Here is a 17587-nt window from a genome sequence, read left to right as displayed (position 1 = left end):
TGTCAATAAATTAACAAAAAATTAGGTTAATACGCAACTAGACATCATACTATTTATCATTTTATCATTCTAGTGCCTGTTTTAAGATTGGCGATCAACTAAACTTGAGTTAATACGATTTCTGGCGAAGTTTCCTTAACTTTCCCAATATGATTTTTAAATACTGAATCTTATGCGTGGATTTGTCATTACAAGTCTATTACTCTGTCACTTTTGGATTTTTGGGCAACCTTCTTCCACTACATCGCAAAAGGTAGTAGAAGCGCTTCGCCAAAAAAATCAGATGGCCCATAACACATTGGTAAAGAATATTCAGCTGAAAAATGTGGGGCCTTCCGTGATGAGCGGTCGGGTGGTAGACTTGGACGTAAATCCAGAAAATCCTTCGGAGTTTTACGTGGGCTACGCTTCAGGAGGGCTTTGGTATACCAAAAATAACGGCACCTCGTTTGTTCCGGTATTGGATTCCTCGGAGACCCAGAATGTAGGGGATGTTGCGGTAGATTGGAATTCAGGTACTATTTGGGTAGGCACAGGCGAAAACAATGCATCCAGGTCTTCATATGCGGGCATTGGGATACTTAAATCCACAGATAAAGGTCAAACTTGGCAACATATGGGCCTGGCAGACTCACATCATATCGGGAGAATCCTTTTACATCCCAACAATCCCGATGAAGTTTTGGTAGGGGTTACGGGGCATTTGTATTCTCCCAATTCCGAACGGGGTGTGTTCAAGACTTCGGATGGGGGGAAAACTTGGCAAAAAACCCTTTTTATAGACGATGAGACAGGAATTATAGATTTGGCCTACACACCAGGTAATTTCAATACTCTTTATGCGGCGGTATGGCAGAAAGATCGAAAAGCATGGAATTTTACCGGTAGCGGCAGTGCTTCGGGTATTTACAAGAGCACGGATGGGGGAACCACCTGGAATAAAATTTCGACATCGGAAAGTGGGTTTCCTACCGGTGATGGCGTGGGCCGTATCGGCCTGGCCGTTTTTGATGAGAACGTCATATATGCCGTACTTGATAACCAATTTCGGCGTAAAAAAACAAAGAAGTCCGCAAAGAAATCGGACAAGTTGGACAAAGAAGATTTTAAGACCATGTCTTCTGAACGCTTTTTGAAACTGAATGACCAAAAACTTAATGATTTTCTCAAGACCAAGAACTTCCAGGAAAAATATAGGGCGGAAAATGTAAAGCAACTTGTCCGAAGTGGATCGGTAAAACCTACAGACCTGGCCAAATATTTGGAAGATGCCAATGCGCTCCTCTTCGATACGCCGGTAATTGGGGCCGAGGTCTACAGAAGTGATGACGGTGGCAAAACTTGGGCCAAGCAAAATGAAAACTACATTGATGATCTTTTCTATAGCTATGGGTACTACTTTGCCCAAATACGGATAGATCCCAATGATAAGGATAAAATCTATTTGGGTGGTGTCCCGATACTAAAATCGGAAGATGGGGGCAAGACCTTTACTTCCATCAGCGGTAAAAATGTACATGCCGATCATCATGCTCTTTGGATCAATCCTAAACGTTCCGGCCATCTGATTAACGGGAACGACGGAGGTGTAAACATCTCCTACGATGATGGGGAACATTGGATAAAAAACAACTCCCCGTCCGTAGGGCAGTTCTATGCCATAAACGTGGATAATGAAGAACCTTATAATATCTATGGTGGATTGCAGGACAATGGTGTTTGGAAGGGGCCGCACAATGCCGAAGAAAACAGTCTTTGGCATCAAACTGGTCACTATCCTTGGAAATCAATCTTGGGCGCTGATGGTATGCAGGTGCAGATAGATAATCGAAATTCCAATACCGTATATGCCGGGTATCAATTCGGAAATTATTATCGTTTGGATTTGGAGAAAGACCAAAGAATCGGGATAATGCCTAAACATGAATTGGGGGCTCCACCATATCGTTTCAATTGGCAAACCCCAATTCTACTGTCCTCCCACAATCAGGACATTGTATATATAGGAAGCAACGTACTACACCGCTCCATGAACCAAGGGGATGATTGGGAACCTATTTCGACAGACCTTACCCAAGGCGGTCGGAAAGGCAACGTTGCCTATGGTACCTTGACTACGATTTCAGAATCTCCATTTGCCTTTGGACTATTGTACACCGGAAGTGATGACGGCCTAGTCCATGTTTCCAAAAACGGAGGGGGCAGTTGGGAAATTATATCCGGCTCTTTCCCCAAAGATCTATGGATAAGCCGTGTTGCCGCTTCCAAGCATAAAAAGGAGCGGGTGTATGTAAGTTTAAACGGGTATCGCTGGGACGATTTCACTCCCTATGTTTTTGTAAGCGATGATTATGGCAAAACCTGGAAAGATATTTCAAAGGGTATTCCGGTTTCGCCCGTGAATGTGATTCTTGAAGATCCAGAAAATGAGAACCTTTTGTTCACGGGTACGGATAATGGACTTTATGTTTCTTTTGACCGGGGCGAATCATGGGAGGTTTTCCAAAACGGAATGCCCAATGTTGCGGTACACGATTTGGTTATTCAACCAAATGCCAGGCATCTTTTGGTGGGAACCCACGGCCGAAGTATTTACAAGGCAGATATTGCCCATATGCAGCAACTGAGACCAAAGGTATTGGAAAAAGACCTTCATGTTTTTGAAATTGAACCTATAGTACACTCTCCAAATTGGGGTAATTCTCCAGGAGCTTGGTCAAAACCATCCACCCCCGGGTTGGATGTTGTTTTTTATAGTTCCGATCCGGCTACTTTTTCAGCCACCATCAAGACATTGGATGACATTGCCGTTAGTAGCACTGATATCCAAGCGGATGAAGGCTTCAATATCTTGTCCTATGATCTGGCTTTCTCGAAATCCGGGAAAATGGCTTACTTGAAAAAAAACAAAAAAGAACTGAAGAAGGCCCAGAACAGAAAGACCTATCTGCCCAAAGGGAAGTATCTTGTGGAACTTGAGGGGAATGGTCAAAAAGCGAAGGTGGAATTTGAGATAAAGGATGCTTCCAAAATGAAATGAATGAATTATTTTAATTTAAAAATATGAAAACAATGAGGTTCAGAAGTATGGTTTGTGCCGGTCTCTTTATCATCCTGACCGGAAACCTCTATTCCCAAACAGAATCGAAGAAAAGCAAAATTAATGTTCTGATTGTTGATGGTCAAAACAATCATAACCAATGGCCCAAAATTAGCTTTATGCTCAAGCACTACTTGGAGAATGCAGGTTTGTTTGAAGTAGACGTGGTTAGGGCAGCCTATACATGGGAGGGCGACGACTATTTGGAAGATTTCCACATTAATGGAATCGGAAAAACTACGGCCATGGAGAAACCCAAACCCGATTCCAATTTCAGCCCGAATTTCTCCGATTATGATGTAGTTATTTCCAATTTTGGTTGGAATGCCGCTCCCTGGCCGGAATCTACCCAAAGGACATTTGAAAAATATATTGAAAATGGGGGCGGACTGGTGGTCTTTCATGCAGCGGACAACTCTTTCCCAAAATGGGAGGCCTACAATAAAATGATAGGTCTTGGCGGTTGGGGCGATCGAACGGAAAAAGACGGTCCCTATGTTTATTTCAATGATGCGGATGAGCTTGTTCGAGATACTTCTCCCGGAAAAGCCGGGGCACATGGTCCCCAGCATGAATATGTAATCCAGGTTAGAAATACGGAACACCCTATAACAAAGGGCATGCCGACCAAATGGCTACATACCAAGGACGAACTTTATGAACGCTTGCGTGGCCCCGCCGAAAAAATGGAAATCTTGGCAACAGCCTATGCCTCTCAAGAAATGAAGGGCTCCGGGCGACATGAACCTGCCTTAATGGTACTAGACTATGGTAAGGGACGTATCTTCCATAACATTATGGGACATGCGGATTATTCCGTAGAATGCCTTGGTTTCATTGCTACAATGCTTCGGGGTACGGAATGGGCCGCCACCGGGAAAGTAACACAAGAAATTCCCGAAGGTTTTCCAACTGAAAACAAATCCAGCTCCCGGGTGTTCAAAAAATAAGCTACCATGCAATTGACCCTAAGTATTCCAGCCTTACTTTTTCCTGCCATTTCATTGACCATGTTGGCTTATAATGCTCGTTATTTGGCTATTGCCGCCCTAATTCGTCAATTGCACAAACAATTTGAGGAATCCTCCTCGTCCCCGCTAAAAAGACAAATCCATCAATTGCGTAAACGCTTGGGTATTATAAAAAACATGCAGGCCAGTGCCATTGTCAGTTTTTTGTTATCAGCGGTAACCATGTTCCTAATTTACGTAGAGCAAGAGATTTTGGCTAATGTTATTTTCGGCATCAGTTTGGTGTTTTTAATGGTTTCCCTTTTACTTTCGCTAATAGAGGTACAATTATCCACCAAGGCTTTGAGCATTCAATTGAACAATATGGAAAAATAGTCCCCACTATTCACTAAAAAAGAACATTAGTCCATGGCCATCACTTCGAATGGGGTCAGAAACTTCATAAGTAGCGGTCTTCTTTTCCTTGCGATGAAAAACCAAAAATAATACTATATTTATGCTTTATACCTCATACGTAAATTTTGCTATGAAACGTGTAAGAGACCTTGATTTCTTTAAAAATATTCGGGAAATACGAGAATTCGAATTCGGAGTTTTCTATTACTTCGAAGGTTTGGTCATTTCTGAAATGAAGGAAGGTGCCTTCTTCAATTGGAAAATGGCCAAAAAAGCCATTAAGGCGGCCCATGAAATCTTTGGGGAAGATCAACCCATCGCGTACATATCCAACCGAATAAACAGCTATACGGTAGTACCTGCAGATTGGGTGAAGTTTTATAAGAATAGACACCAGCTCGATTTTTATTCCGTTGTGGGAAGTACCCAGGGTAGCTTTGCCAGCCTAGTTCTGGAGCGGATGTTTTTTCAAAATTCCATCAACCAGTTTTCCGACTTGGAAAGTGCCGTGGAATGGAGTGTGAATAAAATCAAAAGCAGAAACAAAGAAATTGGTATAGTACCACAATAGCCGATACATCTGAGTATGCCAGAAACCTTTGAATCGTCCTGCATCTAGAGGTTCAAAGTCCTTGTTACAATTAGGTTTTATAGTTTGTATGAAACAGGACTTCCTAATATTTCGTATTTTTAAATGTGATCGTCGATATTCAACAATACTTCAGGAACAATCCAAACTTCAACAAACTTGTAGGTGACAATTATCTTTTTGTTGAATATAAGTGTCCCATAGATGTTGAAAAATTCCAGTTGTTCGCGGATTCGCATATCATTAACTATGTAATAAGTGGAAAGAAGGATTGGATTGCCCCCAACAAAACATACCATATACAAGGTGGTGAGGCCCTATTCGTAAGGAAGGGTATTTACACAACGAGACAACATTTTGAGGTAGATTTTTGTGTCATACTTTTTTTTATCAATGATGACTTCATCATTAATTTTCTTAAGGAGCATCCTTCATTACAATTCCTATCGGAGAAAAATGAGCATAGCCAAATTTTCGAAATTAATGTCAATGACACTTTTAGCTCCTTGATCTATAGCGTCTTTAACTACTTTAAGCAAAGAGGAGGCGTCCCCAAAAGTTTGGTGGAAATAAAATTTAGGGAATTGCTGTTCAACATTATTTTAAACCCAAGGAATAGATCGTTGGCCAAGTATCTGAACTCTCTTTTGGAAACCGAAAAAACAGATTTGGAATATACCATGCTCAAGAATTTTCAACATAATATTGGCCTAGACGAATTCGCCAGACTATGTGGTAGAAGCTTATCCACTTTTAAAAGGGACTTTAAAGAACACTTTAAAGAGACTCCGGGAAATTGGATCAAGAATAGGCGTTTGGAATGTGCAAAAGCACTACTTACCCGTTCCTCGCTTACGATAAATGAAATCTGTTATGAAAGTGGGTTCAAAAACCCTTCACACTTCAACAAGACGTTCAAGGAAAAATATAATCTTCCTCCCCAGCAGTTTCGCGCTGCAAAAAACAAATAGGAAATAAATATCCCTTTCTTTTCCAACAGGTTAGGCTGACCTTCAGAACAAAGCATTTGAACTTTTGAGAAAATTACAGCTGAAAAAGTTGGTCCAATTTTGCATGGTAAACAAATTACAATACCATGGAAACAAAAACACCACAAACAAAAAATTGGATTCTACAAACGCATGAACTGGGAAAATCATTTGCTGAAAAAGCAATGGAGCATGACATTAATGGCACATTTGTTCATGAAAATTATGCGCTTCTAAAATCGGAAGGTTATTTCTCCGCACTAATTCCTATTGAATTAGGCGGTAGTGGAATTTCATATTCTGAAATGTGCGACATTATAAGGATTATTGGGCGTTATTGTGGTTCTACGGCGTTGGCATTTTCTATGCACCAACATTTGGTGGCTGCAGCGGTCTGGAAATACAAACATAAAAATGAAGGGGCAGGTACACTTGCCAAAATAGCGGAAAGTCATTTGGTTTTGGTTAGTACCGGAGCCAAAGATTGGCTGGGATCCAATGGAGAGCTTACAAAACTTGATGGAGGCTACTTGTTTTCAGCCAAAAAACACTTTGCCAGTCAATCTGTTATCGGTGACATTGCGGTTACGAGCTCTATCCTTAAAAATCCGAAAGGAAACAACTCTGTATTGCACTTTTCAGTTCCTCTAAAACAAAAAGGGGTATCCCTTATGGATGACTGGGATGTTATGGGGATGCGAGCCACAGGATCTCAAACCATTCTTTTTGATGAAGTCTTCATTCCGGAAGATGCCATCGCCTTGACACGAAAGCAAAATGAATTTCACCTTGTATGGAACATTGTCTTAACTGTGGCCATGCCCCTGATTATGTCAGCTTACTTGGGCATAGCTCAAGATGCTCATGAAATAGCTGTAAAAAGTGCACGACAAAACAGACAGCAACATTCAATCTATAGTATTGGTCGGTTGCATAACACTTTGCTCTCCGGACAAGCACAATGGAAGGCTATGCTGGAGCTGACCAACGATCTGGTTTTTAAACCTTCGGAATTAGATACAGCGAACATGTTAGCCTATAAAACCAATGTTTCGGACTTGGCTAGAGAGGTAGTAAGCCTTGCCATGGAAATTGTTGGAGGCCAGAGTTTTTATAAACTACATCGTCTTGAAAGATTATTTAGGGATGTTCAGGCATCTCAGTTTCACCCACTACCTAAATGGAATCAATATGAATTCACAGGAAAGCAAATTCTTGGAAGAGAATAGATCGTTAAAAGCAAGTAATCTAAAAATCAAAAATTATGAAAAGCATAATTTCTTCATCGGTTTTTCTTTGCATTATCCTAAATATGCAAATAAGTAAAGGACAGGATGCACAGCTAATTGCATCCCATAATAGTAAGACAAAAACAAACACTCCCTCAAGATCAATAACAGTGAAAAAAATTAGAAACTATGATTATCTAAAAAGAAATGCCCAAAATGAACGGTCATTGGAAATAGACAGACTACAGCAGGAAGCAGCTAATTTTAATCTCAGTTCTTTGGCCATTTATAATCAAAGCGAAAAATCAAAATACAATGTGGTCATAAGATCCCCATATTCCACATTATATATTAAATATGATCCTCTAGGAAACATTATAAGTAGCGCTGAACAGTATAAAAATTTAAAAGTCCCATTAAAACTAAGTCAAATAATTGCTAGAAAATATCCGGGATGGGGTTTTGAAAAATCAACCTATTCTGTGAAATATAGAAATGGAAAACCACTTAAAGGCAAATACAATATTCGCCTTAGGAAAGGGGGAAAATATAAATCTGTCCAATTCAATGTTTTATAAAAACATCTAGTTAATGGTTTAACTCCCATGAGCGATTTTTTATCCCCTAATAAAGAACATTCAACCATTCGATATTAAGGTTATTCGTATCTTGTTCCAAAACCTACCGATCTATGAGAGTTCTTTTATTAAGCCTTATAGTTATTGGTCTTTTTCCCTCTTGTAAACAAGGTGAAAAGGAGCCGATAAATCCACCTAATATCTTATGGATATCAACGGAAGACATTAGCCCCGCTTGGGGTTGTTATGGGGATAGCATGGCGACGACACCCAACATAGATGCATTGGCAAGCCAAGGGTATGTTTTCACCCAAGCCTTTTCCAATGCGCCCATATGTGCCCCCGCCAGAGCAACATTGATTACGGGTATGTATGCCACTAGCACCGGTACCCAAAACTTAAGGTCTGCCATCCCAATGCCGGAAAATCTAAAAATCCTCCCCCAACTCATGTCGGAAAAAGGTTATTTTACTTCCAACAACTCCAAAACGGACTATAATTTTAGCCCTGATGACAAGTGGGACGATTTAGGCAGAGAAGCACATTGGAGGAATAGGGAAAAGGAACAACCATTTTTTAGTGTGTTTAATTTTATGATAACCCATGAGGGCCATGCGAATAAATTTGTTCCCGAGGATACCAAGTCGTTAGAAGAGAAACATAATCCAAAGGATATGGTGGTTCCGCCCTACTTTCCGGATACGCAGGAATTCCGCAACATAATGGCGCATCAATATGATCTCATCACTGTTTTTGATCAAGAAGTAGGAAAATTGATGGCACAACTAAAGGAAGACGACCTTGATGAAAACACGATTGTTTTTGTTTTCTCGGACCACGGTTTTGGGTTGCCCCGTTACAAAAGATGGCTATATGATACCGGGCTGCGCGTACCTTTTGTATTGCATGCCCCAAAGAAATACAAGCATTTGGTTTCCAATCTTAATGCAGGAAATGTGGATAAAATGGTAGGTTTCGTAGATTTTGCTCCAACTGTGCTGGGCCTTGCGGGAGTAGATACTCCGGAAATCATGGAGGGAAAGAACTTTTTGGGGGCCAATTCCCAAAACAAAAAATATATCTATGGCTATAGAGATAGAGCAGATGATGTTTTTGACGTTAGTAGGTCCGTTTTTGATGGCAGATATTTATATATCCGAAATTATTTGCCCCATAGGGCATACATTCAAAATGCGCAGATATTCAATACAGGGAAAAGGTCTTATAAGGAGCTGTTTCGAGTAAAGAACTTAGGGGAGCTTTCCGAAGAATCCTTAAAAATGTTTAAACCTAAGGCTCCGGAAGAACTGTATGACTTACAACAGGATCCCAATGAATTGCACAACTTAATCGGTAATCCTCAATATGATGAAGTTAAAAATAAGCTTCATGAAAAAATCAAAGAGCATATCCTTGAAACAAGGGATACAGGATTTATGGCAGAGGGTCAAATGATGATCTCCGGTGAAAATAGTTCGGTGTATGAGACGGCTAGGGATACCAGCCAATACAAGCCGGAACTTGTATTGGAAGCTGCTGAATTGGTAGGGAGAATACAGAATTTGGATATATTAGAAAAATACATTCAAAACGAGGATCCGTCGGTTCGTTTTTGGGCGCTCAATGCGATTGACGCCTTTGAGGGGAATATAAGCTCACAAAAGGAAAATGTATTAGCCGCATTGGATGATTCTTCGCAACCCAATCAGGGGTTGGCTGCGGAAATCTTGATCAACAAGCTAAATCGACCCAAGGAAGGATTAGAAATCCTAGAGGATTTACTGCAACACTTCGAAAATGAAGTTGTGCTGCTTCATATTGCGGTAAATGTGAGAAACCTAGGGGAAAAAGCTGCCCCATTGATTCCGTTAATCAAGGAAAAAGTATTTCCAAAAATAGCTGGAGACGTATGGGGTCGCTACAAAAATTGGTCTTATCCCATGTTTATTGGAATGGCCTTGGACCAAACCTTGATCAATTGCGGAGAGACTATTGAATAATATGTGCCGAATGGAACGACCATGAGAACCTATTTTGTTATCTGTCTTACTTTGATTCTAACGGTTTCCTGTTCGCACCCTTCCCGGAACCGTGAAAACTTGTCCAAAGCGGATAGCTTAGCCCTTGAGCAAGCAGAAATTAATGGCCTATTGGCCAATGAAGGTCTTCGTCGTTGCCATCGGTTTGTTACAGATTGGCTGGCCAAGGCGGACTCAAACACCGGTCTCATTCCTAGAAATTTGGACGAAAGTTTGGATATCTGGAACGCCCAAGATGCGGCTGCGGATAACTATCCTTTTATGGTCTTAACAGCCGCCTTAACGGATTCGAACCTTTTCCAAGGACGGATGTTGGACATGCTGCGAACGGAGACCCAAATGACCTCCCGTTTGGGAAATCTTCCCGACACCTATTCGTTTCATAAAAGAGATTTTGAGACCCAAGAATATAATCTGAATAATTTGTTGTTCGGATCTTCCGAGTATATAAAAGATGGCCTTTTACCACTTACTGAATGGTTGGGCCCAAGCCCTTGGTCCGAAAGGATGATCGCCATTTTGGATGATATCTGGAAATATGCACCGATAAAAACGCCCTATGGAAATATTCCCTCCACCAATGTAGAGTTAAATGGTGAAATGTTACAGGTGCTTTCACGAATTTATTGGATGACTGGAGAGGGGAAGTACCTGGAATGGGCCACAAGACTTGGGGATTATTATCTCTTGGGAGGCCATCATCCTACTCGAAACTTTGAGGTGCTCAGGCTCCGAGATCATGGTTGTGAAATCGTATCCGGATTATGCGAACTCTACGCCACCTTAAGTAAAGCAGCCCCTGAAAAAAAAGAGGTATATCAACCTCATATACACGAGATGCTCAACCGGATTTTAGCGGTTGGCCGAAATGATGACGGCCTTTTCTACAATGCCGTTGACCCCAGAAACGGAACTGTAAAATGGGAAGGAATAGCTGATAACTTTGGGTATACCCTAAACGGCTTCTATACAGTTTTTCAAATCGATTCCGTAAAGGCCTACAGGGAGGCAACGATAAAGGCACTTGAAACACTCGATCAAAAATACCGGAAATATGATTGGGAAAATGGGTCTTCCGATGGATATGCCGATGCTATTGAGGGGGCCTTAAATCTTTATGCACGGGAACCTCTTTCATCTACAAGGGATTGGATCGAGAGTGAAATTCAGGTTATGTGGTCCCTACAGGATTCCAGTCATCGAAAAAGTGCTCAAAAATGGAAAAGATCCGGGATTATTGAAGGTTGGCATGGGGATGGTAATTTTGCCCGAACCACAATAATGTATTGTCTATGGAAAACCCAGGGCACCACTATTCAACCCTGGCGATCGGATATTACATTTGGGGCTATTGAGCATGGCGATGGGATAATCCTACGCATTAACGCAGAAGAAGATTGGTATGGAACATTAAAATTTGATGTCCCTAGACACCGGACTATTATGCAAATGCCAGCTGATTGGCCAAGAATCAACCAGTTTCCAGAATGGTTTACCGTAGATACTAATGAAACCTATGAAGTAAAAGATCTGACCAATGGTTTGTCAACAAACTATACAGGAAAACAGCTTCTGGAAGGAATCGAATTTACCCTAAAGAAAGGTGCCGAATATGCGATTAAGGTAAGACCTATTTGAATGTCAACCATTGACTGGCCCTGGGTTATGAAAATACATCAGCTAGCAGTTAGGAGATACCCTTTCCCAAATGAAACAAGGCATCCCCTTGATTGACCACTGCCTGATGATTCACGCTAATGACATAACCATCAAAAGGGCACTTTATTCGCTTCGTATGTTTGGCATATGTGTCCGTTACGATGCCCATTAATTGTCCTTTTTTCAATTCGCTACCATTGATAATCTCTGGAATGAACATTCCGGCCGTGGGTGCACGAAGCCATTTTCGATCTTTAAGAAGAATGGTTCTCTCACGTTCCACAAAGAGTGGGTCTTTTTTAGTTACCATCCCGAAATGTTGTAACACATTTAAAATGCCCTGTATACCTTCCAAAATAGCATGATCATCAAAACGCATACTTTCCCCAGCCTCAAAAACAATAGCTGGTTTTCCCATACGATACGCCGCATTTCGAAACGAACCCTTGATCAATCGTGATGCAAAAGAAATGGGTGGGCTAAAAATCTGCGCTAAATCTTTACTCTTTTCATCCTCTTCGGTAAACCGAATCTGTGGGTAGTTATGCCGCTGGGCACCCCCCGTATGCAAATCTATGGCGAAATCCATTTGGTGCATAATCTCGGTAACGTAATGATAGGCTATCCTACTGGCCATGGATCCTGTCTTCGTCCCCGGAAAGCTTCGGTTTACATCCTTTCCATCCGGAACATCCCTGGAAAAGTGGATGAAACCAAAAATGTTGAGGATGGGTACAGCGATGACCGCACCCTTCTTGACCTTAAATTCCCTTTGCTTAAGCATTCGCCTAACAATTTCAATCCCATTGATTTCATCGCCATGAAGCCCAGCTTGTACTAATAACACAGGGCCCGGTTTTTTGGCGTTGAAAACATAAATGGGAATATCAATTAGGGTTCCGGTGGGCAAGCGGTCAATGCTAATTTTTAAAAGTTTGCTTTCCCCGGGGACAACGGTTTCACCACCTATGATGATTTCCCTATTTCCTTCTTCTACGTCCATTTCTCTCAACAAATAAAATGATTTCCTTGGCAACATTAATTCCAGTGGCAGCCTCTATGCCCCGCAACCCAGGGGAGGCATTGACTTCAATTAGCAAAGGTCCCTTTTTGGAGCGAATCAAATCCACTCCGGCGACCCCAAGTCCCAAATGTTTTGCAGCATTTAAGGCGATGAATTGTTCCTTTGCCGTAGGTTTAATAGATTCCGTTGTACCTCCCCGATGTACGTTAGATCGGAATTCACCAACTTCACTAATTCGTTTCATAGCGGCTACAATCTTGTTACCGATTACGATAATCCGTATATCCTCACCATTGGATTCCTCTATATATTTTTGGATAAGAATACTGGTATCCATTTTATAAAAGGTATCAATAATGGATTTGGCCGATTTTTTGGTCTCCGCCAAAATCACCCCCAGACCCTGCGTTCCTTCCTGAAGCTTTATAATCACCGGTGTACCTCCCAAAATTTTAATCTGTTCCTCTATGTTGTCCGGGTTTATGGAAAACAAGGTCTCTGGTATGGGAATGCCTTTTCTGGCCATTATCTGCAATGTTCTTACTTTGTTTCTAGCTCTTGTAATGCCCAAGGAACGAGCGGTGCTGAACACCCCGTTCATTTCAAATTGCTTTACTATGGCTGCCCCATGCCGGGTTACCTTAGCCCCGATCCGTGGAATTACGGCATGGAATTCCTGTGTAATGTTTTCATCCCGTAGATAAATCTGGGGCTTGCCAGAACCTAATTTTACCGAACATTTGGTGTGGTCTATAAGCTCAATATAGTGCCCAAGCTTTTCCGCCTCTTCGGCTATCCGCTTTGTTGAATAGACGTTCATACTGACGGAAAGAAGTCCAATGTCCATTTTAAAAATCGTATGGTATAGTGTTCTAGATTGTAATATCGGGCAAAAAAAAGATTTCCGCTAATTCAAGATAAACATTCTTGTTGCTATCCCAGAGAATCGCATTAGCTGTTCGATATTTTTGCAGAAAACATCTCATTTCAAGGGACAATATTCTACACTTTTTTTAAGTAGATCAAAACGCGTCTAAATACTCTATTAAACCCTCTTAAAACTTGTTAATAACTCCCCTGTAACCTAAATTTGTAGTTAAAACCAGCTACTAATGAGTGGATTGATAAAGTCTTCAATTGCCCGAAAAGTTGTGATGGCGCTCTCGGGTTTATTTTTAGTGATTTTTTTAGTACTACACGTAACCATCAACCTTGCCTCAGTTATTTCTCCAGAGTTTTTTAATGAAGCCTCCCATTTCATGGGATATAATCCTCTGGTACAATTTATTATGCAACCCATATTGATCGCCGGGGTCGTTGTCCATTTTATTATGGGGTTTGTCCTGGAGTTGCAAAACAAGGCGGCCCGGGGCATAGGCTATGTGAAATACAAAGGTAGTGCCAACGCACCTTGGGTCTCTCGGAACATGATTTATTCCGGTTTGGTGATCTTAGCTTTTCTGGGTCTTCATTTTTACGATTTTTGGATTCATGAAATGGCATACAAATATGTTGAGGCAAACCCTGAAGATCCTTCCCGGTACTATGCAGAGACGGTTGAAAAATTCGCTCCGTTTTGGCGAACTATTCTCTATGTGGTTTCCTTCGTGTTGCTGAGCCTTCATTTGTGGCATGGCTTTGCCTCATCCTTGCAAAGCATGGGTGTAAACAATAAATACACTCCTGCCATAAAATCATTTACAAAACTATTTGCGGTGGTCGTTCCCTTAGCATTTGCATTCATTGCTATCTACCATCACCTTAACCCAATAACACATTAATTATGGGCGTATTGGATTCTAAAATTCCATCAGGGCCATTGGCCGATAAATGGGTCAAGCATAAAAATGAGATCGACCTTGTAAACCCTGCAAATAAGCGGAATATAGATGTTATTGTAGTAGGAACAGGTCTGGCTGGAGGTTCTGCGGCGGCGACCTTGGCAGAACTCGGTTATAATGTAAAGACTTTCTGTTATCAAGATTCCCCCAGAAGGGCCCATTCCATTGCGGCTCAAGGTGGGGTAAATGCTGCAAAAAACTATCAGGGCGATGGGGACAGTGTATATCGCCTTTTCTATGATACCGTAAAGGGAGGGGATTATCGCTCTCGTGAAGCCAACGTACATCGGTTGGCCGAGGTATCTTCCAATATTATTGACCAATGTGTGGCCCAAGGCGTCCCTTTTGCCAGGGAGTACGGAGGTCTTTTGGACAACCGTTCCTTTGGTGGCGTACTGGTATCCCGTACGTTTTATGCCAAGGGTCAAACCGGGCAGCAATTATTGTTAGGTGCCTATGCCGCCATGAACCGGCAAATTCAAAGAGGAAAAATAAAATCCTATACCCGACATGAAATGTTGGATTTGGTACTGGTTGATGGCAAGGCGCGTGGTATCATTGCAAGGGACTTGGTAACCGGAGATATTGAAAGACATTCGGCACATGCCGTAGTCTTGGCCAGTGGGGGTTATGGTAATCTATTTTTTCTGTCTACTTATTGTATGGGAGCCAATGTTATGGCTGCTTGGAGAGCACACAAAAAAGGAGCATTCTTTGCCAATCCGTGTTTTACACAAATACATCCCACCTGTATTCCCGTTTCCGGAGACCATCAATCCAAATTGACCTTGATGTCGGAATCCCTGCGAAACGATGGTAGAATTTGGGTGCCCAAACGCCTGGAAGATGCTCAGGCCATTCGGGAGGGTAAATTGAAACCGACCCAATTAAAAGAAGAGGATAGGGATTATTATTTGGAAAGGAGATATCCGGCATTCGGAAACTTGGTACCCCGTGATGTTGCCTCTAGGGCAGCAAAGGAACGCTGTGATGCAGGTTATGGTGTAAATAAAACAGGGGAAGCCGTTTACCTCGATTTTGAGGCCGCCATCATGCGTTATGGCAAAGAAAAAGCCTATACCTCCGGTATTAAAAATCCGGATAAGGAAACCGTACGAAAACTAGGTAAGGAAATTGTCGCCGCCAAATACGGCAACCTGTTTCAGATGTATGAAAAAATCGTTGACGAGAATCCTTATGAGACCCCAATGATGATCTATCCAGCTGTGCATTATACCATGGGCGGACTTTGGGTGGATTACAATCTACAGACCACCATACCGGGTTGCTATGCTGCTGGTGAGGCCAATTTTAGTGACCATGGCGCCAATCGTTTAGGAGCGTCCGCATTGATGCAGGGCTTGGCGGACGGATATTTTGTTTTACCCTACACGATAGGTGATTATCTCTCCGACGATATTCGTACGGGACCCATTTCCACGGATACCCCAGAATTTGATACGGCTGAGGAGGAGGTCAAGAATCGAATTACGAAATTAATGTCGGCCAGAGGTGAAAACTCCGTGGACTACTACCATAAAAAATTGGGCAAAATCATGTGGAACAAATGTGGTATGTCCAGAAATGAAAAAGAATTGAAGGAGGCCATCACCGAAATTGCCGAATTACGTAAAGATTTTTGGGAAAACGTAAAAGTAACCGGAAAGCCGGACGATAAAAATCAAGAACTTGAAAAAGCAGGACGTGTGGCCGACTTTTTGGAACTTGGTGAACTCTTTGCCAAAGATGCCCTACACAGAAATGAATCCTGCGGTGGGCATTTCCGGGAAGAATACCAAACACCCGAAGGCGAAGCCCTGCGGGATGACAAGAACTTTAAGTATGTTGCGGCTTGGGAATATGTAGGTGAGCCCAAGGATGCCAAACTGCATAAGGAAGATTTGGTCTATGAAAATATTAAAGTGAAAACAAGAAGTTATAAATAGGTTATTGTGTTAGTGGGTTATTAAGCTATAAAATTGGGTAGTCTTAAATCTTTTGAGGAATTAGCTTGTTGGAAAGAAGCTCGGATCCTTCGGAATTTTGTCAAAGATTATATTATTCCCAAGCTTCCCAACTCTGAAAAGTTTGAGTTAGCAAGTCAAATAAGACGTTCTTCTCGATCTGTAGGAAATAATATTGCCGAAGGATTTGGTAGGTTTCATTATCAGGAGAATATCCAATTTTGCAGAATAGCCAGGGGCTCTTTAAATGAAACATTAGATCATGCCATAATAGCATTTGATGAAAATTACATCTCCAAAAAAGTTCTACAGGAACTACGGGATGTTCATGATAGGACTCAAAAAATTTTAAATGGTTATATCAAATATTTGAAAGATTCCAGAGTCAGTTAATAAACAAACTCAGTAACATAATAACTGAACAACAAAGTAACTTTTAAAGCATGAAAATATATTTAAAAATATGGCGTCAGAAGGATGCGAATTCCAAAGGGAAAATCGTTGATTATACCTTGAATAATGTAGAATCGGATATGTCCTTTCTGGAAATGCTGGATGTCCTTAACGAGGATTTGGTGGCAAAAGGGGAAGAGCCGGTAGAGTTTGATCATGATTGTAGGGAAGGTATCTGCGGAACATGTTCGCTTATGATCAATGGGCAACCTCACGGTCCGGATCGCCTGATTACCGTTTGTCAGCTACATATGCGAAGCTTTAATGATGGGGACACCATCGTAATAGAACCGTTTAGAGCCAAAGCTTTTCCGGTAATCAAGGACTTGATCGTTGATCGAACTGCTTTTGATCGTATTCAGCAGGCCGGAGGGTATATTTCGGTGAATACATCTGGCAATCCCGTAGATGCCAATGCCATTCCGATTGAAAAGCACATTGCCGACAAGGCTATGGATGCAGCTACCTGTATTGGCTGCGGTGCCTGCGTTGCGGCCTGTAAAAATGCCAGTGCCATGTTGTTTACCTCTGCCAAGGTTTCCCAATTTGCCCTATTGCCACAAGGTAGGGTGGAAGCTCCTGAACGGGTACAGAATATGGTACGCCAAATGGATCTTGAGGGCTTTGGAAACTGTACCAATACCGGTGCCTGCGAAGTGGAGTGCCCCAAGGGAATTTCCTTGGAAAATATTGCCCGTATGAATAGGGAGTATTTGAGTGCCTCCGTGGAAGGATAAAAACATTTCAAGTTTTAA

The 17587-nt window shown here is 41.7% G+C and carries 15 protein-coding genes; 13 read left to right on the top strand and 2 right to left on the bottom strand.

What is annotated here, in order from left to right; translation table 11 throughout:
* The first annotated feature begins 172 nt into the window (after positions 1-172).
* From ACP2AF_RS05565 to ACP2AF_RS05525, 9 genes are all read left to right on the top strand, one after another.
* Positions 173-3040, top strand: coding sequence for a VPS10 domain-containing protein (locus ACP2AF_RS05565; RefSeq protein ID WP_425235249.1), 2868 nt, complete (start codon positions 173-175; stop codon positions 3038-3040).
* Between the two features lie 32 nt (positions 3041-3072).
* A complete protein-coding gene (locus ACP2AF_RS05560) occupies positions 3073-4050 on the top strand; it encodes a ThuA domain-containing protein (RefSeq protein ID WP_425235248.1) in 978 nt (325 codons plus the stop codon).
* 6 nt (positions 4051-4056) lie between these two features.
* Complete coding sequence (locus ACP2AF_RS05555; protein ID WP_425235247.1) at positions 4057-4446, top strand: DUF2721 domain-containing protein; 390 nt, start codon at positions 4057-4059, stop codon at positions 4444-4446.
* 151 nt (positions 4447-4597) lie between these two features.
* Positions 4598-5038, top strand: coding sequence for a hypothetical protein (locus ACP2AF_RS05550; protein ID WP_425235246.1), 441 nt, complete (start codon positions 4598-4600; stop codon positions 5036-5038).
* Between the two features lie 125 nt (positions 5039-5163).
* Complete coding sequence (locus ACP2AF_RS05545) at positions 5164-6027, top strand: AraC family transcriptional regulator (protein WP_425235245.1); 864 nt, start codon at positions 5164-5166, stop codon at positions 6025-6027.
* A 125-nt stretch (positions 6028-6152) separates the two neighbouring features.
* Positions 6153-7274: an acyl-CoA dehydrogenase family protein gene (locus ACP2AF_RS05540; protein WP_425235244.1), complete on the top strand. Its 1122-nt coding sequence runs from the start codon at positions 6153-6155 to the stop codon at positions 7272-7274.
* 35 nt (positions 7275-7309) lie between these two features.
* The gene (locus tag ACP2AF_RS05535) at positions 7310-7852 is read left to right on the top strand and encodes a hypothetical protein (protein ID WP_425235243.1); all 543 of its coding nucleotides are present in this window, start codon (positions 7310-7312) and stop codon (positions 7850-7852) included.
* Positions 7853-7965: 113 nt separating this feature from the next.
* The gene (locus ACP2AF_RS05530; RefSeq protein WP_425235242.1) at positions 7966-9852 is read left to right on the top strand and encodes a sulfatase-like hydrolase/transferase; all 1887 of its coding nucleotides are present in this window, start codon (positions 7966-7968) and stop codon (positions 9850-9852) included.
* 21 nt (positions 9853-9873) lie between these two features.
* Complete coding sequence (locus ACP2AF_RS05525) at positions 9874-11529, top strand: hypothetical protein (RefSeq protein WP_425235241.1); 1656 nt, start codon at positions 9874-9876, stop codon at positions 11527-11529.
* 49 nt (positions 11530-11578) lie between these two features.
* Here ACP2AF_RS05525 and ACP2AF_RS05520 read toward each other — a convergent pair whose 3' ends face one another.
* Both ACP2AF_RS05520 and ACP2AF_RS05515 read right to left on the bottom strand, forming a co-directional pair.
* The gene (locus ACP2AF_RS05520; protein WP_425235240.1) at positions 11579-12553 is read right to left on the bottom strand and encodes a succinylglutamate desuccinylase/aspartoacylase family protein; all 975 of its coding nucleotides are present in this window, start codon (positions 12551-12553) and stop codon (positions 11579-11581) included.
* Entirely contained in the window at positions 12531-13421 is an 891-nt protein-coding gene (locus ACP2AF_RS05515; protein WP_425235239.1) for a RimK family alpha-L-glutamate ligase, read from the bottom strand. The genes ACP2AF_RS05520 and ACP2AF_RS05515 overlap by 23 nt, the downstream gene beginning before the upstream one ends.
* Positions 13422-13686: 265 nt before the next feature.
* On the opposite strand from ACP2AF_RS05515, the gene ACP2AF_RS05510 reads away from it, so the two are divergent.
* From ACP2AF_RS05510 to ACP2AF_RS05495, 4 genes are read left to right on the top strand one after another with little or no spacing between them, the layout of a single operon-like run.
* Positions 13687-14355, top strand: a complete 669-nt coding sequence (locus ACP2AF_RS05510; protein ID WP_425235238.1) for a succinate dehydrogenase cytochrome b subunit — start codon at positions 13687-13689, stop codon at positions 14353-14355.
* Positions 14356-14357: 2 nt separating this feature from the next.
* On the top strand, positions 14358-16361 hold the full coding sequence (locus ACP2AF_RS05505; RefSeq protein ID WP_425235237.1) for a fumarate reductase/succinate dehydrogenase flavoprotein subunit: 2004 nt from the start codon (positions 14358-14360) through the stop codon (positions 16359-16361).
* A gap of 33 nt (positions 16362-16394) precedes the next feature.
* Complete coding sequence (locus ACP2AF_RS05500) at positions 16395-16772, top strand: four helix bundle protein (RefSeq protein ID WP_425235236.1); 378 nt, start codon at positions 16395-16397, stop codon at positions 16770-16772.
* Positions 16773-16822: 50 nt separating this feature from the next.
* On the top strand, positions 16823-17569 hold the full coding sequence (locus ACP2AF_RS05495; RefSeq protein WP_425235235.1) for a succinate dehydrogenase/fumarate reductase iron-sulfur subunit: 747 nt from the start codon (positions 16823-16825) through the stop codon (positions 17567-17569).
* The last annotated feature ends 18 nt before the right edge of the window (positions 17570-17587 follow it).

Origin of the sequence: Ulvibacterium sp. (assembly GCF_965248315.1) — a bacterium.
Lineage (GTDB): Bacteria > Bacteroidota > Bacteroidia > Flavobacteriales > Flavobacteriaceae > Ulvibacterium.
The sequence above is the reverse complement of the archived record's forward strand: the minus strand, read 5'-3'. Positions and strand labels throughout refer to the sequence as shown.

Bases quoted from the DNA above. Each gene is read 5' to 3' on its own strand.
- ACP2AF_RS05565 (WP_425235249.1), top strand. From the start codon at position 173: ATGCGTGGATTTGTCATTACAAGTCTATTACTCTGTCACTTTTGGATT.
- ACP2AF_RS05560 (WP_425235248.1), top strand. From the start codon at position 3,073: ATGAGGTTCAGAAGTATGGTTTGTGCCGGTCTCTTTATCATCCTGACC.
- ACP2AF_RS05555 (WP_425235247.1), top strand. From the start codon at position 4,057: ATGCAATTGACCCTAAGTATTCCAGCCTTACTTTTTCCTGCCATTTCA.
- ACP2AF_RS05550 (WP_425235246.1), top strand. From the start codon at position 4,598: ATGAAACGTGTAAGAGACCTTGATTTCTTTAAAAATATTCGGGAAATA.
- ACP2AF_RS05540 (WP_425235244.1), top strand. From the start codon at position 6,153: ATGGAAACAAAAACACCACAAACAAAAAATTGGATTCTACAAACGCAT.
- ACP2AF_RS05535 (WP_425235243.1), top strand. From the start codon at position 7,310: ATGAAAAGCATAATTTCTTCATCGGTTTTTCTTTGCATTATCCTAAAT.
- ACP2AF_RS05530 (WP_425235242.1), top strand. From the start codon at position 7,966: ATGAGAGTTCTTTTATTAAGCCTTATAGTTATTGGTCTTTTTCCCTCT.
- ACP2AF_RS05525 (WP_425235241.1), top strand. From the start codon at position 9,874: ATGAGAACCTATTTTGTTATCTGTCTTACTTTGATTCTAACGGTTTCC.
- ACP2AF_RS05520 (WP_425235240.1), bottom strand. From the start codon at position 12,553: ATGGACGTAGAAGAAGGAAATAGGGAAATCATCATAGGTGGTGAAACC.
- ACP2AF_RS05515 (WP_425235239.1), bottom strand. From the start codon at position 13,421: ATGGACATTGGACTTCTTTCCGTCAGTATGAACGTCTATTCAACAAAG.
- ACP2AF_RS05510 (WP_425235238.1), top strand. From the start codon at position 13,687: ATGAGTGGATTGATAAAGTCTTCAATTGCCCGAAAAGTTGTGATGGCG.
- ACP2AF_RS05505 (WP_425235237.1), top strand. From the start codon at position 14,358: ATGGGCGTATTGGATTCTAAAATTCCATCAGGGCCATTGGCCGATAAA.
- ACP2AF_RS05495 (WP_425235235.1), top strand. From the start codon at position 16,823: ATGAAAATATATTTAAAAATATGGCGTCAGAAGGATGCGAATTCCAAA.